Genomic DNA, 20651 nt, shown 5'->3' with positions numbered 1-20651 from the left:
CGAATACCTGAAACGCGCCGATTTGCTGACTCGATTGCGGGCGCGCGAACTGCCGGGAACGATCCCGCGGTTCACTACAAATGCGGCTAAAGAGGTCGTCAGCCGCGCACATCGTCTTTCTCCCCGTGCCTCGCCGACGCCATCTAGCCGCCCTGTTTTTGTTAAATGGCGGAATGAATGGAATCGATCGGTATCGTCGCTCCCCAAAAAATGCATTTCAACGAGCCGCTGCGCCTGCAGAACGGCAGCTCGCTGGCCGGTTACGACCTGATGGTCGAAACCTACGGCACGCTGAACGCTACACGCAGCAATGCCGTGCTGGTGTGCCACGCGCTCAACGCGTCGCACCACGTGGCGGGCGTCTATGCGGACAATCCCAAGGACATCGGCTGGTGGGACAACATGGTGGGGCCGGGCAAGCCGCTCGACACCGACCGGTTCTTCGTGATCGGCGTGAACAATCTCGGCTCGTGCTTCGGCTCGACCGGTCCGATGAGCATCGACCCGGCGACGGGCAACCCGTATGGCGCGACCTTTCCCGTCGTGACGGTTGAAGACTGGGTCAACGCCCAAGCCCGCGTCGCTGACGAATTCGGCATCACGCGCTTTGCCGCGGTGATGGGCGGCAGCCTTGGCGGCATGCAGGCGCTCGCATGGAGCATCATGTATCCGGAGCGCATCGGCCATTGCATCGTGGTCGCGTCCACGCCGAAACTGTCCGCGCAGAACATCGCGTTCAACGAGGTGGCGCGCTCGGCGATCCTGTCGGACCCCGACTTCCATGGCGGCAACTACTACGCGCACAACGTGAAGCCGAAGCGCGGCTTGCGCGTCGCCCGCATGATCGGCCACATCACGTATCTGTCCGATGACGACATGGCCGAGAAATTCGGCCGTTCGCTGCGCCGTGCGGAAGGCGCGGTAGACGCATACAACTTCAACTTCGACGTGGAATTCGAAGTGGAGTCGTACCTGCGCTACCAGGGCGACAAGTTCGCCGATTACTTCGACGCGAACACGTATTTGCTGATCACCCGCGCGCTCGACTATTTCGACCCGGCCAAAGCTTTCGACGGCGATCTGACGGCCGCCGTCGCGCACACCACGGCAAAATTCCTGATCGCCAGTTTCTCGACCGACTGGCGCTTCGCGCCGGCCCGCTCGCGCGAACTGGTGAAGGCGCTGCTCGATCACAAGCGCACGGTGACGTACGCGGAAATCGACGCACCGCACGGCCACGACGCCTTCCTGCTCGACGACGCCCGCTATCACAACGTGATGCGCGCCTATTACGAACGTATTGCGAACGAGGTGAACCCATGAACCAGCGAGCACTCGATTACCTGGCGCTGCGCCCGGACTTTCGCGCGATCGCCCGCTGGGTCGAACCGCGCGCCACTGTGCTCGATCTCGGCTGCGGCGACGGCTCGCTGCTGTCGCTGTTGAAGGAAGAGCTGGACGTGCAGGGCTACGGCATCGAAATCAATGACGCCGGCGTGCTGGCGTCGACCCAGAACGGCGTCAACGTGATCCAGCAGAATCTGGAAGACGGCCTGCGTCTGTTCGAGGACAGCAGCTTCGATTTCGCGATTTTGTCGCAAACGCTGCAAACTATTCATCAGACCGCCGCGATCCTGCGCGAAACCGTGCGGGTGGGCAAGGAATGCATCGTGTCGTTCCCGAATTTCGGCTACTGGGCACACCGCCTTTCGGTGCTGCAGGGACGCATGCCGGTGTCGAAGTCGTTGCCTTATCAATGGCACAACACACCGAACGTGCGGGTACTGACTATCGAGGATTTCGAGGCGCTCGCGCCCGAGGTCGGCATCGAAATTCTCGACCGCGTGGTGCTGCATGACGGCCAGGTGGTGCGATGGGGCGTGAACTGGCGTGGTAGTCTTGCGGTCTATCGCGTCAAGAAAAGCTAACGCAAATTATCCACATGTCGAACCCGCCGCACGAGGCGCCTGCACTTACCGCTCACGAAGAACATCCCGGCTGGCGCGCGTTCCTGAATACGCGCATGCTGATTTGCGTCTTTCTCGGCTTTACGTCGGGACTGCCGCTGTTCACCCTCGTCTATCTGGTGCAGGCGTGGCTACGCTCCGAAGGCGTCAATCTGAAGGAAATCGGCCTGTTTGCGCTGATTCAGTTCCCGTACACATGGAAATTCATCTGGGCGCCGCTGATGGACCGCTACGTGCCGCGTCTTCCGGGCTGGCGTCCGGGCAGACGGCGCGGCTGGATGCTGGTCACGCAGATTCTGGTGGCGGGCGCGATCGCCGCACTCGGCTTCGTCTCGCCGCGCGATTCCATCTGGATGGTGGCCGCGTTGACGGCGCTGGTCGCGCTCTTCGGCGCGAGTCAGGACATCGCGATCGATGCCTACCGCCGTGAATTGCTGAGCGACACGCAGCAGGGTCTCGGCAATGCCGTGCACGTGAATGCCTACAAGATTGCCGCCCTGGTGCCGGGTTCCCTGGCGCTGATTCTGTCCGATCATCTGCCCTGGGCTACCGTATTCGCGGTCACCGCCGCGTTCATGCTGCCGGGCATGATCATGACGCTGGTGGTTCGCGAACCCGAGGTCCACGGCGCGCCGCCGAAAAATCTGCGCGATGCGATCGTGCTGCCGTTTCGCGAATTTATCCAGCGCGATGGCTGGCGTGGCGCGCTCTTTGTGCTGGCGTTCATTTTTCTCTACAAACTCGGCGACACGATGGCAACCACGCTGTCGACGTCGTTCTTTCTCGACATCGGTTTCTCCCGCACGCAGATCGGCGTGATCGCCAAGACCACCGCGTTCGGCGCGAGTCTCGCGGGTGGGATTGTCGGCGGAATCTGGCTGATGCGTATCGGCATCGGGCGTGGGCTGTGGATTTTCGGCATCCTGCAAATGGTGTCGACGCTCGGCTTCGCGTGGCTCGCGCATATCGGCCCTGCCTCGCCTGGATTGGCTGTCGTCTACGACATTGCGGTTGGACTGAGCCAGGGGACGACGAAACTGCTATCGGTGTTCGGCATCGACTGGACTGTCCAGCTCGATCCGCGCTCGGTGGCGCTCGCACTCGTCTACGGCCTTGAAACCTTTGCCACCGGCCTGACGATGGCTGCCTTCGTCGCCTACATCGCCAGCACCACTGATCCGCGTTATACGGCCACGCAGTTCGCGCTCTTCACGAGCCTGGCTTCGGTGCCGCGCACGCTGGCATCGGCGGCAAGCGGCTACGTGGTCGCGCGGATCGGCTGGTTCGACTACTTCATCGTGTGTACCGCGCTGGCGCTGCCAGGCATGCTGCTCCTGTTGCGCATCGCGCCCTGGAGGAAGCCGTCGTGACGGTGCGCAAGCCAACGTACGCGATGCGCGCGGACACCTCTGGAACTGCGTCCCGCAAGGCCGGCGACCGCGCCGTACTGGGTACCGCATTGGCACTCGCCTGGGCGAGCCTGACGCTGACGTCGCCGTTGAGCGCGCACGCGGCAGCTATGCCGGCAATCAGCACAAGCGCGCCGAGTGCCGCTGCGCCTGCACCGGCTCCGGCTCCGACCACGCCGCCAGCGGCAAAGACCGCACCAGCCCCAGCGAGCGCGGAGAACACCACGCCGGCGCCCCCCGCCGCGACCAGTGCCGCAAACGCGGGCAGCGCGCCTGCCGCGGCCACGTCGCCGTCAGCACCGTCAGCGCCTGCATCACCGCCGCCACCACAACCCGTGACAGCCAAAACGCCCGCGCCGACTTCAGCGCCGGCCGCGGCCGCCAAAGCGCCCAGCGCCACCTCGACGCCCGCCGCCAACGCGCCCGCATCATCGTCGTACGGCCAGAACTCGCAACTGCGCTACGGCGGCTACATCGTGTTCCGCAATCTGATTCCATCGCCGATGCTCGAGGCGCAAGCCGCAGAAGAGTTCGATCAGATCGCCCGCGGTGCGGACCATGCAAACCGTCTATACGGTGAAACCGACGCACACGTCACGCGCGTACGTTCGATCATGGACAAGCTGATTCCGTACTCGCTGAAATGGAACGAGCGCGCAAAAGGCTGGAAGTGGGATGTCGCGGTGGTGCGCTCGCCCGATATCCGCATGTACTGTCTGCCGGGCGGCAAGATCGTCGTGTACAGCGGTCTGCTCGACCGCACACGTCTGAACGACAACGAACTCGGCATGCTGATCGGCCACGAGATCGCCCATGCGCTGCGCGAACACGCGCGCGAGCGGCTCGGCGAACAGCAAGCGGGGCAACTCAGCTCGTCGGGTGGGATACCGCAGTTGTTCGGTCTCGCCGATCTCGGCGCAGCGCCGCTCGGCATCGGTTCGCAATTGCTGGAAATGAAGTACGAGAGCACCGACGAAACCGAAGCCGACGTGATCGGTAGCGATATCGCGTCGCGTGCGGGCTTCGATCCGCGCGCGGCAGTCACGCTGTGGGACAAGCTGGCGACGGCGACGCGCAGCAATCGCGAGCAGGGCTTCATCTACGTGCATCCGTACACGCCGGCGCGCCGCCAGGACATCGTCAAGCGCCTGCCGGATATGCTGCCGCTCTACGCCAAGGCCGTGGGTAAAGCGGTGGACACGCTGCCGGACTACGCCGGTATGGGCCGCCCGCGCCGCAAACCGGCGCGCGAATAATTCAGCCCGAGCCGCGAGCCCCGCGGCTCGCGTGTCATGGCTCCGGCGCTTACTTCCTGCTCTTGCCCACCTTGTGGTCGTAGTCGACCGTGAGCGGCGCATGGTCGCTGAATTTGATGTCGCGGAACACGTCGGTGCGCTTTGCCTTGCTGGCGATACCCGGCGTCGCGATCTGATAATCGATCCGCCACCCGACATTCTTCGCATACGCCTGGCCGCGATTGCTCCACCACGTGTACTGTTCCGGCCGTTGGTCGAGCGTACGGAACACGTCGACGTAGCCGACTTCATCGAACAGCGTGTCGAGCCACGCGCGCTCTTCCGGCAGGCAGCCTGAATTCTTCTGATTGCTTTTCCAGTTCTTGATGTCGATTTCCTTGTGGACGATGTTCACGTCGCCGCACACGATCACTTCGCGCTCTTTGGCGAGTTCCGCGAGATGCGGCAGGAACACGTCCATGAAGCGGTACTTCGCCTGCTGGCGCTCCTCGCCGCTCGAACCCGACGGCACATACACCGAAACGACCGACAGCTTGCCGAACCGCAACTCGACGTAGCGGCCTTCCGCGTCGAACTCTTCGCTGCCGAAGCCGATCACGACTTCATCCGGCTCGTGACGCGTGTACACGCCCGCGCCGCTATAACCCTTTTTCACCGCGTGCTGGAAGTAGCCGGTGAAATCGTGCGGCGCCATGAATTCCGGCGTCATATCGTCCTGCGAGCATTTGATTTCCTGCACGCACAGTACGTCGGCCTGCTGCTCGCCGAACCACTCGAAAAAGCCCTTCTTCGCCGCGGAGCGGATGCCGTTCAGGTTGGCGGTAATCACACGCAACATGTCGTTCCTTTCTGATTCATTTCGTTGTTAGTCAAAGGGCCGGTCACACGACCTTCACGCCCTTCAGCGATTCTTTGGCAGGCGGGTATTCGAGCTTCAGCCCCTCGAACATGCGCAGCAGCAATTCGCCGACCATCACGTTGCGGTGCGTTTTTGAGTCGGCCGGAATCACGTACCACGGCGCGTAATCCGTTGAAGTCGCAGCCAGCGCGTCGCGATACGCCGCCTGATATTTGTCCCACTGCTTACGCGCATCGAGATCAGCGACATCGAATTTCCAGTGTTTGCTCGGATCGTCGATGCGCGCCTGCAAACGCGCGCGCTGCTCGTCTTTCGAAATGTGCAGCATGCATTTGATGATGCTCGTGCCGCTATAGGCCAGCATCTCCTCGAACTGACGAATATGGCAGCAACGTCGCTCGAATGCTTCGGCATCCAGATCGCCAAGCACCGTCGGCACCAGCAGATCTTCATAGTGACTACGGTTGAAGATCGTCAGCTCGCCGGCGGCGGGTGCCTGCGAATGCACGCGCCACAGGAAATCGTGCGCAAGCTCGAGCGGCGTCGGTGCCTTGAACGGCACGATGCGCAAACCCAGCGGATCGACTTCGTGGAACACCGCGCGGATCGTGCCGTCCTTGCCGCTCGTATCCATGCCCTGCAACACCAGTAACACGCGACGCTTTTGCTGGGCGTGCAGACATTCCTGCAAGGTGTCGAGCGTGGCGCCGATCTCCGAAAGACGCGCACGGTCTGCGTCTTTCGAGCCGCTCGAAAAAGGCTTGGCGGCCGGATCGAAAGCGTCGAGCGAGAATTTGCTTTTTTTCTTGCTGTCGTCGCAATACGGTACGCGGAAATCGTCGAGTTCGGGTTGCTTCGCCATCCACACACTCCATGATCTGCGTTAAAAGTGACCTCGCGTGGCCCGCAAAATGAAACGGGCCGTTGCCCCACTTTCGTTTCCGGCAACAGCCCGCGATGGCCAAAGCGTCTGCTTCAGCCGTGCTCTTTCAATTGAGTCTCAACTCAGGACAGCTTCTTCTTCAGCAGTTCGTTGACCTGCGCCGGATTCGCCTTGCCCTTGGTCGCTTTCATTGCCTGACCGATCAGCGCATTGAACGCTTTTTCCTTGCCGGCGCGGAATTCCTCGACCGACTTCTGGTTCGCCGCGAGCACTTCGTCGATGATCGCTTCCAGCGCGCCGGTGTCCGAAATCTGCTTCAAACCCTTCGCTTCGATGATGCGATCGGCCGCGGCTTCGTCGGTGGCTTTCTCTTCCCAGATCGCGAGGAAAATTTCCTTGGCGATCTTGTTGGAGATCGTGCCGTCGGCGATACGCTGCAGCAGCAAGGCGAGTTGCGCCGACGAAACGGGGCTATCGGCAATATCGAGGCCTTCGCGGTTCAATTGCGACGACACTTCGCCCATCAGCCAGTTAGCCGCGACCTTGGCGTTCGACGGGCCCACCTTCAGGACGACCGCTTCGTAGTACGCGGCCATGGCCTTGCTCGACGTCAGCACGTTCGCGTCGTACGGCGTGAGGCCGTATTGCGACACAAAGCGTTGCTGAATCGCTACCGGCAGTTCCGGCATCTCGCCCTTCACGCGCTCGACCCATGCCGCGTCGATCATCAGCGGCATCAGATCCGGATCAGGGAAATAGCGGTAGTCGTGCGCGTCTTCCTTGCTGCGCATCGAGCGCGTTTCACGCTTGTCCGGATCGTACAGACGTGTTTCCTGCACCACCGTGCCGCCGTCTTCGATCAATTCGATCTGGCGGCGCACTTCGTACTGAATCGCTTCTTCGAGGAAGCGGAACGAGTTCAGGTTCTTGATTTCCGCGCGCGTGCCGAATTCCGCCTGTCCGACCGGCCGCACCGAGACGTTCGCGTCGCAACGGAACGAGCCTTCCTGCATGTTGCCGTCGCAGATACCGAGCCAGGTGACGAGCGTGTGCAGCGTCTTCGCATAGGCAACGGCTTCTGCCGCGCTGCGCATTTCCGGTTCCGTGACGATTTCGAGCAGCGGCGTGCCGGCGCGATTCAGGTCGATGCCGGTCATGCCCGCGAAGTCTTCGTGCAGCGACTTGCCCGCGTCTTCTTCGAGGTGAGCGCGCGTCAGGTTGACGACCTTCTCGTACGCTTCCTTGCCCGCCTTTTCGTTAGCCGGCACCTGAATCGTCACCTGGCCGCCCTGCACGACGGGAATCTCGTACTGGCTGATCTGATAGCCCTTCGGCAGATCAGGATAAAAATAATTCTTGCGCGCGAAAATGCTGCGCGGCGCGATCGTGGAACCAATCGCGAGGCCGAACTGGATCGCTCGCTCCACGGCGCCGCGGTTCATGACCGGCAGCGTGCCCGGCAAGGCCAGATCGACGGGGCACGCCTGGGTGTTGGGCGCAGCGCCGAATTGCGTGGCGGCGCCGGAGAAAATCTTCGATTGCGTCGACAGTTGCGCGTGGGTCTCCAGACCGATCACGACTTCCCATTGCTTGGTCATGGTGCTCAGACTCCTGCCGGTGCTTTGCGGTGCCAGTCGGTTGCGCGCTGGAACGCGTCGGCCACCTGCAGCATCCGGGCTTCATTGAAATAGTTGCCGATGATCTGCAGACCCACCGGACGCTGCGCATTCGCGCCCGCGCCGAAGCCGCACGGCACGCTCATGCCCGGCAAGCCGGCCAGGCTCACCGACAGCGTATAGATGTCGGCCAGATACATCTGCACGGGATCGTCGCCCTTCGCGCCGAGATCCCACGCCACCGACGGCGCCACCGGCCCCATGATCACGTCGCACTGCCTGAATGCTTCCTGGAAATCCTGCGCGATGATGCGGCGAATCTTCTGCGCCTGCAGGTAGTAGGCGTCGTAGTAGCCATGCGACAGCACATAGGCGCCCACCAGAATGCGGCGCTTCACTTCCGGACCGAAACCCTCGGCACGCGACTTCTTGTACATGTCCAGCAGATCGCGGTATTCCGCCGCACGATGACCGAAGCGCACACCGTCGAAACGCGACAGGTTCGACGAAGCCTCCGCCGGCGCGATCACGTAGTACACCGGGATCGACAGCTCGGTTTTCGGCAGCGAGACGTCCACCAGCGTCGCGCCGAGTGCTTCGTATTGCTTCAACGCGGCGTCGATCGAGGCGCGTACGTCGTCGGCGAGGCCCGCGCCGAAATATTCTTTCGGCAGGCCGATACGCAGGCCGGCGAGCGGTTTGTCCGCGCTGTCTTCCTTCCAGTTCTTGCCGAGATAGCGCGTGAAGTCTTCGTCCTCGCGCGTGAGGCTGGTCGAATCGCGCTCGTCGAAACCGGCCATGGCGTTGAGCAGCGTCGCACAATCCGCGGCGGTTTGCGCCATCGGGCCGCCCTGATCCAGCGACGAGGCGAACGCAATCATGCCGTAACGCGACACGCGGCCGTACGTGGGCTTGATACCCGTGATACCGGAGAACGACGCCGGCTGACGAATCGAGCCGCCGGTATCGGTGCCGGTGGCTGCGGGCGCGAGACGCGCGGCCACCGCCGCAGCCGAACCACCCGACGAACCGCCCGGCACAGCCTGACGATCCCACGGATTCTGCACGGGACCAAAGTACGAATTCTCGTTGGAGGAGCCCATCGCGAACTCGTCCATATTGGTCTTGCCCACACACACCATGCCGGCGTTCTGCAGACGCGCGACCACGGTGGCGTCGAACGGACTTTCGTAGTTCGACAGCATCTTCGAGCCGGCCGTGGAGCGCCAACCCTTGGTGACGAACACGTCTTTATGCGCGATCGGCAGGCCGGCCAGCGGGCCGGCATGGCCGGTGTGAAGCAGCGCGTCGGCCGCTTTCGCCTGCGCGAGCGTCAGGTCGGCGTCGACCTGAATGAAGGCGTTCAGGCTGTTGGCCGCGTCGATGCGCTTCAGATAGGACTGCGCCAGTTCGACGGCGGAGCATTCCTTGGCCGCCAATGCGGCACGCAGTTCGGTCAAGCTTTTTTCATGCATTGCGTTTGTCCTCGGCTTGATTCGCGGCTGTTACTCGATCACCTTGGGCACCAGGTACAGGCCGTCCTGGACAGCCGGCGCCGGGCGCTGGAAAGCTTCACGTTCGACCGTTTCGGTCACCGCGTCGTTACGCAGACGCAGCGCGACGTCTTCGATCTGTTCGATCGGGTGCGCAAGCGGTGCAATGCCGGTGGTATCGACCGCCTGCATTTGCTCGACGAGGCCGAAAAAATCATTGAGCTGGGCAAGCGTGTGCTCAGCGGCGGCGTCGGCCAGTTCGAGCCGCGCGAGATGCGCGATGCGTTTAACATCGGTCAGGGTCAGAGCCATGCTTTCACCGGAAAGTGTGGTGGACTGCCGCAGCGCGGAAAAAACGATGCTGCGACAGCGGGTTACGACACTGGAGGAAGACCTCGAAAAAGGGGCCAGCGGCAGCAAAAAGTGCCACCCGTTTCCTTCAAATCAACCAAAATTATAAGGTATCATTACGCGTTCGACCCAAACCCGGACCGACTTACCAAGACCTTTCTGAACAATTCCCAAAGATAGTTCGGATTTTTCCACCTTGGCTTTGCAACGGCCTCCGGTAGACTCCCTCGCAGCTTCAAGTTCCTGTGGCGCCGCTTCCGCCCGGTTGAAGCTGTTATTTTTTCCGCTGCCGCCCTACGCAAACGTGCGAGGCCCGGCCCCAAGCGAGACAGGATTTTGAATGTTCGGTTTTTTGCGCAGCTACTTCTCCAACGATCTGGCGATTGACCTTGGCACTGCCAACACGCTCATTTACATGCGTGGCAAGGGTATCGTTCTTGATGAACCGTCGGTGGTCTCGATCCGCCAGGAAGGCGGCCCCAACGGCAAGAAAACTATTCAGGCAGTCGGTAAGGAAGCCAAGCAGATGCTCGGCAAGGTGCCGGGCAACATCGAGGCGATCCGCCCCATGAAAGACGGCGTGATCGCCGACTTCACCGTCACCGAACAGATGATCAAGCAGTTCATCAAAACTGCTCACGAATCGCGCATGTTCTCGCCGTCGCCGCGCATCATCATCTGCGTGCCGTGCGGTTCGACCCAGGTCGAGCGTCGCGCAATCAAGGAAGCCGCTCACGGTGCGGGCGCTTCGCAGGTTTACCTCATTGAAGAGCCGATGGCCGCAGCAATCGGCGCCGGCCTGCCGGTGTCGGAAGCCACCGGCTCCATGGTTGTCGATATCGGCGGCGGCACGACCGAAGTCGGCGTGATCTCGCTCGGCGGCATCGTGTACAAAGGCTCGGTGCGCGTCGGTGGCGACAAGTTCGACGAAGCCATCGTCAACTACATCCGCCGCAACTACGGCATGCTGATCGGCGAGCAAACCGCCGAAGCCATCAAGAAAGAAATCGGCTCCGCGTTCCCGGGTTCCGAAGTCAAGGAAATGGAAGTGAAGGGCCGCAATCTGTCGGAAGGCATTCCGCGCAGCTTCACGATCTCCAGCAACGAAATTCTCGAAGCCCTCACCGATCCGCTGAACCAGATCGTGTCGTCGGTGAAGATCGCGCTCGAACAGACGCCGCCGGAACTCGGCGCGGACATCGCCGAGCGCGGCATGATGCTCACAGGCGGTGGCGCACTCCTGCGCGATCTGGACCGCCTGCTCGCCGAAGAAACCGGCCTGCCGGTGCTCGTCGCCGAAGACCCGCTGACCTGCGTTGTGCGCGGCTCGGGCATGGCGCTCGAACGCATGGATAAGCTGGGCAGCATCTTCTCGTACGAGTAAGCGAGCCCGTCTCCATGTCAGTAGCGCGGATCTGGCAAACGGCCCCTTGTGGGCCGGTTTGCCGTTGGCTGGGCCTACCAGCCTCCGTGCGCTGAACGCGCGTCCCTCGCGCGCCGCCGTCTCACCCAACCGCTCACGCCCCCGGCGCCGACCATGGAATACAGTCCGCCGCCCCTGTTCAAGCAAGGCCCGTCCGCGCTCGCACGGCTGGTGTTTTTTGTCGTGCTGGCGCTGGCCCTGCTGATCTCCGACGCACGTTTCAAAACCCTCGAAATCGTTCGTGGCGTGCTCGGCGCGGGTCTTTATCCGTTGCAACGCGCGGCCCTCGTGCCGCGCGACGTTTTCATGGGCGCCGCCGACCTGGCCGTGACCAGCGCCACGCTGCGCGGCGAAAACGACAAGCTGCGCACCAAGGATCTTCAGCTCTCGCAGCAGGCCAATACGGCGGCCGAGTTGGCGGCCGAAAACGGACATTTGCGCGCGCTGCTGGAACTGTCGCAACGCTCGACCACGCAATCGCTGCCCGCCGAAATCCAGTACGACACGCGCGATCCGTTCACCCAGAAGGTGGTGATCGGGCGCGGTGCGCAACAGGGCATCCAGAACGGCTCACCGGTCGTCAACGAAGACGGCGTAATCGGTCAGGTGACGCGCGTGTTCCCGTTGCAGGCCGAAGTCACGCTGCTGACCGACAAGGACCAGGCCGTGCCCGTGCAGATCGTGCGCACGGGCTTGCGCAGCGTGATTTACGGCACGCCGAAGGGCGATACGCTCGACCTGCGCTTCGTGCCGATCAGTGCCGATGTGCAAACCGGCGATGAACTTGTCACCAGCGGGCTCGACGGCGTGTATCCGCCGGGTTTGCCGGTCGCCAAGGTGGTGCGGGTGGATAAGCAGGCCGATACGGCGTTTGCGCGCGTGATCTGCCTGCCGATCGCGCCGGTGCGCGGTGCGCGCCAGTTGCTGGTGCTGCACTACATCAACAACGTACCGCCGCGTCCAGCCGAAGAGCCCGATGCGGCCACCGCTGCCAAAGACGCGAAAGCGAAAAAAGGCGGCAAACCGGCCGACGGCAAGGCTGCAGCGGACAAAGCCGCCGCCAAACCGGCTGACAAGGCCGCGGAAAAAGCGCCTGAGAAGGCCGCGCCAGCCAAACCCGCCGCCGCGGAGAAAAAGTCCGCCGCCGAAAAGAAACCGGCCGCCGAGAAGAGCGCCAAGCCGCAAGCCACGCCGGGGGCCAAGCCATGAACCGTCCGCAATACATTCTGCAGCCGGTCAACCCGTACTTCATTTCGTTCAGCCTCGCTGCGGCGTTTTTGCTGAACCTGATGCCGTGGGGACGCCTCGTCGGCGTGCCTGACTTCGTGGCGCTGGTGCTGCTGTTCTGGAACGTGCACCAACCGCGCAAAGTCGGCATGGGCATCGCGTTCTTCCTCGGTTTGTTGATGGACGTGCACAACGCCAGCCTGCTCGGCGAACATGCGCTGGCGTATACGTTGTTGTCGTATGGTGCGATTACGATCCATCGCCGCGTGCTGTGGATGTCGCTCGGCGTGCAGACCTTCGCGGTCATGCCATTGCTGGTGATCGCGCAACTGGTGCCGTTCGTGATCCGTCTGCTGACGGGCGCGGCGTTTCCGGGCTGGGGCTATCTGATCGACGGTTTCGTCGAAGCAGCGCTGTGGCCGGTCACGAGCATTCTGCTGCTGATGCCGCAGCGCCGCCCGGCCGATCCGGACGACACGCGGCCGATTTAACCCCGCAGCGAGCGCGCCGGCCGTTCTGATGGAACCCACGTTCCCGGCCCTTTCGACACGCCTCGCTGCTCATGCCTCCCGGTTCCGGCCGGATTGGGCGCACACTTATGGTGGCCGTCACGTGGCCTTTTGCAGAATCGCATGACCGAATTCAAGGACACTCAGCAACAGCTCTCGAAATTCCGCCTGCGCGTCGCGGCGGCGGGCCTGTTCGTGTTCGTCTGCTTCGGGCTGATCGGCTTCCGCTTCCTGTTCCTGCAGGTCTGGCACTACAGCAAGTACTCGTTGCAGGCCGACGAAAACCGCATCTCGGTCGCGCCGATCGTGCCGAATCGCGGCATCATCACCGATCGTAACGGCGTGGTGCTGGCCAAGAACTACTCGGCGTACACCCTGGAACTCACGCCGTCGAAGCTCAACGACACGCTCGAGAACGTCATCGACAATCTGGCCACGGTGGTCTCAATCGATGCACGCGACCGGCGCCGCTTCAAGAAGCTCCAGGAAGACTCGAAGAACTTCGAGAGCCTGCCGATCCGCACCCGTCTCACCGACGACGAAGTCGCGCGCTTCACCGCGCAGCGCTTCCGCTTTCCGGGCGTGGAAGTGCGCGCCCGCCTGTTCCGTCAATATCCGCTTGGGCCCACCGCGGCGCACGTGATCGGCTATATCGGGCGGATTTCGCAGCGCGACCAGGAGCGCATCGACGACGCCAGCGACCAGAACGACAGCGATCAGGATCACTACGATCCGCGTCTGGACGCGAACAACTACAAGGGCACGGACTACATCGGCAAGATCGGGGTCGAGCAGAGCTACGAAACCGAACTGCACGGCCAGACCGGTTTTGAGGAAGTCGAAGTGACGGCAGGCGGCCGGCCGGTACGCACCTTGTCGCGCACGCAGGCCACACCGGGAAACAACCTGCAGCTATCGATCGACATCGGCCTGCAGCAGGTTGCCGAGCAGGCGTTCGCGGGCCGTCGCGGCGCACTGGTCGCGATCGAACCGGCGACGGGCGACATCCTCGCCTTCGTCTCGGCACCGAGCTTCGATCCGAATTCGTTTGTCGACGGTATCGATCAGCAAACGTGGGACGAGCTGAACAACTCGCCGGATCACCCGCTGCTGAACCGTCCGCTGCACGGCACCTATCCGCCGGGCTCGACATACAAGCCGTTTATGGCGCTCGCCGCACTGACGCTGCACAAGCGCACGCCTGGCTGGGGCTTCCAGGATCCGGGCTCGTACACGTTCGGCGGCCACACCTTCCGCAACGACGTACGCTCGGGCCAGGGCTGGGTCGACATGAACCGCGCGATCGTGGTGTCGAACGACACGTATTTCTACATGCTTGCGCATGATCTCGGCGTCAACAACATCGCCAATTTCATGAAGCCGTGGGGCTTCGGCCAGATCACCGGCATCGATATTTCAGGCGAAGCGAAGGGCATTCTTCCTTCGACCGAATGGAAGCGCAAGGCGTATCGCAAGCCCGAACAGCAGCGCTGGTACGAAGGCGAAACGATCAGTCTCGGCATCGGCCAGGGCTACAACTCCTTCACCATCCTGCAACTCGCTCACGCCACCGCAACGCTTGCGAACAACGGCGTCGTGATGAAGCCGCACCTCGTGCGCGACATCGAAAATCCGATCACGAAAGATACGCGCCCGGTCGTGCGAGACCCGAGCGACAAGATCGCCGTGAAGCAATCGGATATCGACATCATCAAGCACGCCATGGAAGGCGTGGTCACCAACGGTACGGCATCGAAGCTGTTTATCGGCGCGCAGTATCAAGCGGCCGGCAAGACTGGTACGGCTCAGGTCTATTCACTGCAGGGCGCGAACTACAAGGGTCACGCGATTGCGGAACATCTGCGTGACCACGCGCTCTTCATCGCGTTTGCGCCGGTCGAGCAGCCGAAGATCGCGCTCGCGCTGATCGTCGAAAACGGCGGTTGGGGTGCGGAGTCGGCCGGTCCGATCGCACGCCGCGTGCTGGATTACTACCTTGTCGGCAAGCACAAGCCGGGCGTCCAGGCGGCGGCCGTCGAAGCGGCCGCTTCCGCGACGCAGGATGCGTCCGCGCCTGAAGTCGGCGAAGCGCCGACGCCGCAAGACAGCGCGCAGCCGGTCAAGGTCGCGGCAGGCTTCAAGGCGCTGCCGATGCCGGGTGCCGCTTCGGCGCCTGCTGCAGTCTCGGCTGCAGCGGCTGCTTCCGCGGCGGCGGCTGCTTCCGCGGCGGCTGCTTCTGCGGCGGCAGGGGCTTCGGTGCCGGTGGCAACGTCCGCGCCGGCCGCATCGGCTGCTGTCGCCAGGGCAGCATCGGCTTCCGCAAAGAGTTCGGCGGCTGTCGCAGCGTCGGCTACCGCAAAAACGCCGCGCAAATCCGGCGCCCCGCATAAACCCCGCCCAGCCAGCGAGCCGGTTCCGACCGCCGCTGCGCCGTCGCGGGATGACGCGTCGCCCCGCCAGCCGGTTTCCGGCGGCATCGACGAGTAAGGAGAAAGGCATGCAATTCGACAAGCGCGCCTGGCTCGACCGTATCAAGCGAATGTTCGCGGGCTTTGATCGCCCGCTCGCGTTGATCGTGTTTCTGCTGTTGTGCGTCGGCATCGTCACGTTGTACAGCGCGAGTCTGGACGTCCCCGGCCGCGTGGAAGACCAGTTGCGCAATATCATGCTGACGTTCGTGCTGATGTGGGGGCTCGCAAATGTGCCGCCCACCACGCTGATGCGCTTCGCGGTGCCGCTCTACACCTTCGGTATCGCGTTACTGGTCGCGGTGGCGCTGTTCGGCCTCACCCGCAAGGGCGCCAAGCGCTGGATCAACGTGGGCGTGGTGATCCAGCCTTCGGAGATTCTGAAGATCGCGACACCGCTGATGCTCGCCTGGTACTACCAGCGCCGCGAAGGTGTGATGCGCTGGTACGACTATCTGGTCGGCTTCCTGATTCTGATCGTGCCAGTCGGCCTGATCGCGAAACAGCCGGACCTGGGTACCGCCGTGCTGGTGTTCGCCGCTGGGTTCTTCGTTATTTATTTCGCGGGACTGAGTTTCAAGCTGATCGTGCCGGTGCTGATCGCGGGTGTGATCGCGGTCGCCTCGATTGCGGCCTTCCAGGATAAGATCTGCCAGCCGGAAGTGCAGTGGCCGCTGATGCACGACTACCAGAAGCATCGCATCTGCACGCTGCTCGATCCGACCTCCGACCCACTGGGCAAAGGCTTCCACACCATCCAGGCGGTGATTGCGATCGGCTCGGGCGGCCCACTCGGCAAGGGCTGGCTGAAGGGCACCCAGGCGCATCTGGAGTTCATCCCCGAGAAGCACACCGACTTTATCTTCGCGGTGTTTTCCGAGGAGTTCGGCCTCGCGGGCGGCATCGTGCTGCTGACGCTTTACATGCTGCTGATCGCGCGCGGGCTGTTTATCGCGGCCAATGGCGCGACGCTGTTCGGACGCCTGCTGGCCGGTTCCTTGACGATGGCGTTCTTTACCTACGCGTTCGTCAATATCGGCATGGTGAGCGGGATCTTGCCGGTGGTGGGCGTGCCGTTACCATTCATGAGCTATGGCGGCACGGCGCTGACAACGTTAGGGGTGGCGATCGGCCTCATCATGAGTGTCGCGCGGCAGAAGCGACTGATGCAAAGTTAAGCGTGACACCGTCGGCTCAAAAACAAAAGGGGCGCACTGCAGGTGCGCCCCTTTTTCATTCGCTACCGGTTTTCGTTACTGCGGTTTCACTTCCTTCTGATCCCGCAACTGCGCACTGAGTTGCTGGTACTTGAGCCGCGCCGCCGGATCGCCTTGCGCCGCGGCTGCCGCGTAATAGGCGCGGGCCACATTCAGATTCTTGTCCACGCCGTCGCCGCCACGCTCGTAGAACGAACCGGTCACATATTGCGCGGTCATGTCACCGCCTTGCGCCGCCTTCTTGTACCAGACGAACGCCTGCCTGTTATCGCGCTCGGTGCCACGTCCGTCGAGGAACTGGTTGGCAAGCGCCAGTTCCGCCTGCACGTGCCCTTGCTGCGCGGCCTTCAGGAACCAGCGGTGCGCCTCAGCCGGATCGCGGCTGACGAACTCGCCATCGTCGTACATCTTGCCGTACACGTACTGCGCGTGCGACATGTTGGCGTCGGCGGCCTTGCGCAGCCACTTTTTGCCTTCGTCGACATTCGCGGTCGTGCCTTCGCCGTTGAGCAGCATCATCGCGTAGTTGAACTCGGCGAGACGGCTGCCGCGCTCGGCCGCTTTGCGAAACTCGGCCAGCGCCGCGCCAAGGTTGCCGGCGTTGTAGTCGGCGACCGCCGTTTGCGTCTCCGGGTCGTTCGACTTGGCGACCCGGTCCTGCGCGTAAGCCGTCGCACCGATTGTCAGCGCCGTTGCCAGCGCGACACGCATCGCGCACTGCACCATCCCCTTCATGACCTCACCTCCTGCAACGCCTGGCGAGTCGCGCGCAACATCCACATGACGTCCGCGGCCAGGGCGATAAAACGGAAACCGGCGTCGCGACACTGCTTGGCGCTCGCGACGTCCATGGCAAAAATGCCAGCGGCAATGCCGGCCTTGTCGGCGGCGCTGACAATGCGCGCGATGGCCGTCTGCACGTCGGCATGCTTCGAATCGCCCAGATGACCGAGACTCGCGGCCAGATCGGCCGGCCCGACGAACAGACAATCGACGCCCGGCGTCGCGGCTATTTTTTCGACTTCCTGCAAGCCACGCGCCGATTCGATCTGCACGATGGTCGCGATCTGCGCGTTGGCGTTCTGCACATAGTCGCGCCGCATCCCGTACGAAGCAGCACGCACCGCGCCCGCGACGCCTCGCAGGCCGTCGGGCACTTCTGCGCTTGGATATTGCGTCAGACGCACGGCATGAGCCGCCTCTTCGGCCGTTTCGATATTCGGGAACATCAGCGTGCGCGCGCCGGCATCCAGCACGCGCTTGACGAGCCATGCCTCGCTGGCGGGCACGCGCACGACCGGCTCACTCGGCAAATGCGCAGCGGCGATCGCGCGCAATTGCGACGTGACGTCGCCGCTATCGTTGGGCGCATGTTCCATGTCGATCAGCAGCCAGTCGAAACCGGCATGCGCGAGCGCCTCCGCGGCCTCGTCACTGCCAAGCGACAGCCACAGGCCGAACAGAGGATCGGTCTCTTTCAGACGTTGCTTGAGGGGATTGGTGAAGGTGCTCATCGCCGCGCTCCCCGACATTGGGAAACATCGACTGAAACCCGGCTGAAGAGGCTGGCGTGGCGGGCCAGGCAAACGCCCGGGCCATGGTGGCCAGCGTGCCTGCTGCGACGCAATGCGGTAACCGGCATGTCTCGCTCCGTGTGGTTGTGGGAGCGATCATACCGTGTCAATAACGCCGGGGTTGGGTCGCGCTGCTAGTCGCGGACCACGTCGGCCCAGCAATTCGGCGTCTCGAACAGACGCACCTTGTGCAAGCGCAGATTGATGCCGTAATGCGCGTCGTAGACGTTCGCGAGGATGTTGAACGCGACGGCGGCCAGGTTTTCAACCGTTGGAATGCGATCGAGCACGACCGTCTTGTGGCCCACCATGCTGTCCAGAAAGCCGCGCACCTGCGTGTCGCCTTCATAGACGAGGAACGCGTGGTCCCACTTGTCGACCAGATGCTCGACAGCGAGCGACTTCACGTCGGCGAAGTCCATCACCATGCCGCGATCGGGCGCGCCTTCGGTGTCGACCAGGTCACCTTGCAGCGTGATTTCGAGCACATACCGATGGCCGTGCAGATTACGGCACTGGCTGCGGTGATCGGGGATGCGGTGACCCGCGTCGAATTCGAGTTTTCGTGTAATCGTCAGCACGGCAAATCAGGGAATGTTCAGATACTTGTGGGTCTGCATCGACAGGCGCCATTGCGGATGGCGTTTGCACCAGTCAATCGCGAGCTTCGTGTTGATGTCGCGCGACGGGCCGTCCATTGGCTGGACGAGGAAATACTCGAAGTCGAGCTTCGCATAATCGGACAGCCGCTGGTTGTCCTGCGGAATCACGACCTTCAGTTCGTTGCCCCTGGTGACGACGAGCGGCGCGTCGGCCTTCGGGCTCACGCAGATCCAGTCGATCGTCTCGAGCACCGGCAACGAGCCGTTGGTTTCGATGGCGATTTCAAAGCCGGCGGCATGCAGCGCGTCGACAAATGGCTGATCGATTTGCAGCATCGGTTCACCGCCCGTGCAGACGACGAAGCGCTCGCCCTCGCCTTCCGGCCATTGCGACGCGATCATGTGCACCAGATCTTCGGGCGTGCGGTACTTGCCGCCGTTCTCGCCGTCAGTCCCGACAAAATCCGTGTCACAGAACTGGCAGACCGCTTCGGCACGATCTTCTTCGCGGCCCGACCACAGATTGCAACCGGCGAACCGGCAGAACACGGCCGGACGCCCGGCATTCGCGCCCTCGCCCTGCAACGTGTAGAAGATTTCCTTGACCGCGTACGTCATGCTGCTTTCTACCTTGTGTTCCTGGAAATGATTGCCTGTGCTGCGCCCGTTGTTCGGGCGGCGGCGTTGCGTCCGACTGTCACCTTAAACCGGCTCGGTCACCTTCTCACCGGACAGATACGCCTCAAAGCCCCGCTTGCGCAAGCGACACGCAGGACATTCGCCGCAGCCGAAGCCCCACGCGTGCAACTCGGCGCGCTCACCGACATAACAGGTGTGCGTTTCGACGCGCACCAGTTCGACCAGTTCATCGCCGCCCAACTCATGCGCGAGGCGCCACGTATCGGCCTTGTCGAGCCACATCAACGGTGTTTCGAGCAGGAAGCGCGTATCCATGCCGAGGTTCAACGCGACCTGCAACGCTTTCATCGTGTCGTCGCGGCAATCGGGATAGCCCGAGAAGTCCGTCTCGCACATGCCGCCCACCAGCACCTGCAATCCGCGCCGATACGCGATGGCGGCGGCGATGGTCATGAACATCAGATTGCGGCCGGGCACAAACGTATTCGGCAAGCCGTTGACCGTGGCGTGAATCTCGATTTCGCGCGTCATCGCGGTATCGCTGATCGAGCCAAGCACCGACAGATCGATCATGTGATCGTCGCCGAGGCGCTCGGCCCATGCCGGAAAAGCGCGCGCGACGGCGTTACGAAAACCTTCGCGGCATTCGAGTTCGACGCGGTGCCGCTGACCGTAATCGAAGCCCAGCGTCTCAACCGTTTCATAACGTTCGAGCGCCCAGGCGAGGCACGTGGCGGAATCCTGGCCGCCGGAAAACAGCACCAGAGCGCTACGTTTAGCGTCTTTGCGGATCACCGTGAAACTCCGTGAATGATGGGTGCCACGTCGCCCTGCGCGAAGTGCGCCATGCAAGCAACGCGGCGCGACGCGTGCCGGCACTGCTGCCGGCCCAAAGCAGTATAGGCCGCGCCTTCCGCATGCAGAGTCGCTGGGCGCTTATACCGTTAATCGTCGGGCGAAGAGTTCGGCGCCTGTTGCTGTCTTGCCGCCGTGTTGCGGCAGAGTGCCAAAAAGGCCCAGCTCGAGGAAACGAAAAGTCTTGTACGGTGCGATGGCACGCCGGCGACCGCCCGGCTGCTCGCTCGCAAGTCCTTGAACTGGCGCGATTTTATCACGCGATGCCTAACGCCGCCGAGCACAGCTCCGCCGCGGTGACAC

General features: G+C 62.8%; 19 protein-coding genes. 9 read left to right on the top strand and 10 right to left on the bottom strand.

Going from position 1 to position 20651, the window contains the following annotated elements:
* Positions 1-177: 177 nt before the first annotated feature.
* From metX to PQR27_RS00320, 4 genes are read left to right on the top strand one after another with little or no spacing between them, the layout of a single operon-like run.
* Positions 178-1323 carry a homoserine O-succinyltransferase MetX gene (gene metX / locus PQR27_RS00335; RefSeq protein WP_408521755.1) on the top strand — a complete coding sequence of 382 codons (1146 nt, stop codon included), beginning with the start codon at positions 178-180 and terminating at the stop codon, positions 1321-1323.
* Entirely contained in the window at positions 1320-1928 is a 609-nt protein-coding gene (metW, locus tag PQR27_RS00330; RefSeq protein ID WP_408521754.1) for a methionine biosynthesis protein MetW, read from the top strand. The genes metX and metW overlap by 4 nt, the downstream gene beginning before the upstream one ends.
* Positions 1929-1942: 14 nt before the next feature.
* On the top strand, positions 1943-3337 hold the full coding sequence (locus PQR27_RS00325) for an AmpG family muropeptide MFS transporter (protein ID WP_408521753.1): 1395 nt from the start codon (positions 1943-1945) through the stop codon (positions 3335-3337).
* Positions 3338-3360: 23 nt separating this feature from the next.
* Complete coding sequence (locus PQR27_RS00320; protein ID WP_408525367.1) at positions 3361-4632, top strand: M48 family metallopeptidase; 1272 nt, start codon at positions 3361-3363, stop codon at positions 4630-4632.
* 49 nt (positions 4633-4681) lie between these two features.
* Here the strand turns inward: PQR27_RS00320 and PQR27_RS00315 are convergent, their stop codons facing one another.
* The 5 genes from PQR27_RS00315 to gatC form a co-directional block, all read right to left on the bottom strand.
* Positions 4682-5470 (bottom strand): exodeoxyribonuclease III, encoded by a 789-nt coding sequence (locus PQR27_RS00315; protein ID WP_408521752.1) that lies wholly within the window; start codon positions 5468-5470, stop codon positions 4682-4684.
* A 43-nt stretch (positions 5471-5513) separates the two neighbouring features.
* Positions 5514-6353: a PPK2 family polyphosphate kinase gene (locus PQR27_RS00310; RefSeq protein WP_408521751.1), complete on the bottom strand. Its 840-nt coding sequence runs from the start codon at positions 6351-6353 to the stop codon at positions 5514-5516.
* 143 nt (positions 6354-6496) lie between these two features.
* Positions 6497-7972 carry an Asp-tRNA(Asn)/Glu-tRNA(Gln) amidotransferase subunit GatB gene (gene gatB, locus PQR27_RS00305; protein WP_408521750.1) on the bottom strand — a complete coding sequence of 492 codons (1476 nt, stop codon included), beginning with the start codon at positions 7970-7972 and terminating at the stop codon, positions 6497-6499.
* A gap of 5 nt (positions 7973-7977) precedes the next feature.
* A complete protein-coding gene (gene gatA, locus PQR27_RS00300) occupies positions 7978-9465 on the bottom strand; it encodes an Asp-tRNA(Asn)/Glu-tRNA(Gln) amidotransferase subunit GatA (protein ID WP_408521749.1) in 1488 nt (495 codons plus the stop codon).
* Positions 9466-9495: 30 nt separating this feature from the next.
* On the bottom strand, positions 9496-9795 hold the full coding sequence (gene gatC / locus PQR27_RS00295) for an Asp-tRNA(Asn)/Glu-tRNA(Gln) amidotransferase subunit GatC (protein ID WP_408521748.1): 300 nt from the start codon (positions 9793-9795) through the stop codon (positions 9496-9498).
* A gap of 379 nt (positions 9796-10174) precedes the next feature.
* On the opposite strand from gatC, the gene PQR27_RS00290 reads away from it, so the two are divergent.
* The 5 genes from PQR27_RS00290 (at position 10175) to rodA (ending at position 16639) form a co-directional block, all read left to right on the top strand.
* Positions 10175-11218 carry a rod shape-determining protein gene (locus PQR27_RS00290; RefSeq protein WP_004189550.1) on the top strand — a complete coding sequence of 348 codons (1044 nt, stop codon included), beginning with the start codon at positions 10175-10177 and terminating at the stop codon, positions 11216-11218.
* Between the two features lie 153 nt (positions 11219-11371).
* Entirely contained in the window at positions 11372-12466 is a 1095-nt protein-coding gene (gene mreC / locus PQR27_RS00285) for a rod shape-determining protein MreC (protein ID WP_408521747.1), read from the top strand.
* The gene (mreD, locus tag PQR27_RS00280; protein WP_408521746.1) at positions 12463-12975 is read left to right on the top strand and encodes a rod shape-determining protein MreD; all 513 of its coding nucleotides are present in this window, start codon (positions 12463-12465) and stop codon (positions 12973-12975) included. Before mreC ends, mreD begins: the two co-directional genes overlap by 4 nt.
* A gap of 141 nt (positions 12976-13116) precedes the next feature.
* Positions 13117-15480, top strand: a complete 2364-nt coding sequence (gene mrdA / locus PQR27_RS00275; protein ID WP_408521745.1) for a penicillin-binding protein 2 — start codon at positions 13117-13119, stop codon at positions 15478-15480.
* Between the two features lie 10 nt (positions 15481-15490).
* The gene (gene rodA / locus PQR27_RS00270) at positions 15491-16639 is read left to right on the top strand and encodes a rod shape-determining protein RodA (RefSeq protein WP_408521744.1); all 1149 of its coding nucleotides are present in this window, start codon (positions 15491-15493) and stop codon (positions 16637-16639) included.
* Between the two features lie 75 nt (positions 16640-16714).
* Here rodA and PQR27_RS00265 read toward each other — a convergent pair whose 3' ends face one another.
* The 5 genes from PQR27_RS00265 to queC form a co-directional block, all read right to left on the bottom strand.
* The gene (locus PQR27_RS00265; RefSeq protein WP_408521743.1) at positions 16715-17413 is read right to left on the bottom strand and encodes a tetratricopeptide repeat protein; all 699 of its coding nucleotides are present in this window, start codon (positions 17411-17413) and stop codon (positions 16715-16717) included.
* Complete coding sequence (locus PQR27_RS00260; RefSeq protein ID WP_408521742.1) at positions 17410-18192, bottom strand: HpcH/HpaI aldolase family protein; 783 nt, start codon at positions 18190-18192, stop codon at positions 17410-17412. Before PQR27_RS00260 ends, PQR27_RS00265 begins: the two co-directional genes overlap by 4 nt.
* Before the next feature lie 194 nt (positions 18193-18386).
* Positions 18387-18833 carry a 6-carboxytetrahydropterin synthase QueD gene (queD, locus tag PQR27_RS00255; RefSeq protein WP_408521741.1) on the bottom strand — a complete coding sequence of 149 codons (447 nt, stop codon included), beginning with the start codon at positions 18831-18833 and terminating at the stop codon, positions 18387-18389.
* A gap of 6 nt (positions 18834-18839) precedes the next feature.
* Positions 18840-19472: a 7-carboxy-7-deazaguanine synthase gene (gene queE, locus PQR27_RS00250; protein WP_408521740.1), complete on the bottom strand. Its 633-nt coding sequence runs from the start codon at positions 19470-19472 to the stop codon at positions 18840-18842.
* Between the two features lie 84 nt (positions 19473-19556).
* A complete protein-coding gene (gene queC, locus PQR27_RS00245; protein ID WP_408521739.1) occupies positions 19557-20288 on the bottom strand; it encodes a 7-cyano-7-deazaguanine synthase QueC in 732 nt (243 codons plus the stop codon).
* Positions 20289-20651: the final 363 nt, after the last annotated feature.

Origin of the sequence: Paraburkholderia fungorum (genome assembly GCF_046027215.1) — a bacterium.
Taxonomy (GTDB): domain Bacteria; phylum Pseudomonadota; class Gammaproteobacteria; order Burkholderiales; family Burkholderiaceae; genus Paraburkholderia; species Paraburkholderia fungorum_D.
This window is presented reverse-complemented; position numbering and strand designations above follow the sequence as displayed.

Coding starts and splice junctions, on each gene's coding strand:
- gatA (WP_408521749.1), bottom strand. CDS start 9,465: ATGCATGAAAAAAGCTTGACCGAACTGCGTGCCGCATTGGCGGCCAAG.
- rodA (WP_408521744.1), top strand. CDS start 15,491: ATGCAATTCGACAAGCGCGCCTGGCTCGACCGTATCAAGCGAATGTTC.
- PQR27_RS00310 (WP_408521751.1), bottom strand. CDS start 6,353: ATGGCGAAGCAACCCGAACTCGACGATTTCCGCGTACCGTATTGCGAC.
- gatC (WP_408521748.1), bottom strand. CDS start 9,795: ATGGCTCTGACCCTGACCGATGTTAAACGCATCGCGCATCTCGCGCGG.
- PQR27_RS00315 (WP_408521752.1), bottom strand. CDS start 5,470: ATGTTGCGTGTGATTACCGCCAACCTGAACGGCATCCGCTCCGCGGCG.
- mreC (WP_408521747.1), top strand. CDS start 11,372: ATGGAATACAGTCCGCCGCCCCTGTTCAAGCAAGGCCCGTCCGCGCTC.
- metX (WP_408521755.1), top strand. CDS start 178: ATGGAATCGATCGGTATCGTCGCTCCCCAAAAAATGCATTTCAACGAG.
- queE (WP_408521740.1), bottom strand. CDS start 19,472: ATGACGTACGCGGTCAAGGAAATCTTCTACACGTTGCAGGGCGAGGGC.
- metW (WP_408521754.1), top strand. CDS start 1,320: ATGAACCAGCGAGCACTCGATTACCTGGCGCTGCGCCCGGACTTTCGC.
- PQR27_RS00290 (WP_004189550.1), top strand. CDS start 10,175: ATGTTCGGTTTTTTGCGCAGCTACTTCTCCAACGATCTGGCGATTGAC.
- PQR27_RS00325 (WP_408521753.1), top strand. CDS start 1,943: ATGTCGAACCCGCCGCACGAGGCGCCTGCACTTACCGCTCACGAAGAA.
- gatB (WP_408521750.1), bottom strand. CDS start 7,972: ATGACCAAGCAATGGGAAGTCGTGATCGGTCTGGAGACCCACGCGCAA.
- mrdA (WP_408521745.1), top strand. CDS start 13,117: ATGACCGAATTCAAGGACACTCAGCAACAGCTCTCGAAATTCCGCCTG.
- mreD (WP_408521746.1), top strand. CDS start 12,463: ATGAACCGTCCGCAATACATTCTGCAGCCGGTCAACCCGTACTTCATT.
- PQR27_RS00265 (WP_408521743.1), bottom strand. CDS start 17,413: ATGAAGGGGATGGTGCAGTGCGCGATGCGTGTCGCGCTGGCAACGGCG.
- PQR27_RS00320 (WP_408525367.1), top strand. CDS start 3,361: ATGCGCGCGGACACCTCTGGAACTGCGTCCCGCAAGGCCGGCGACCGC.
- PQR27_RS00260 (WP_408521742.1), bottom strand. CDS start 18,192: ATGAGCACCTTCACCAATCCCCTCAAGCAACGTCTGAAAGAGACCGAT.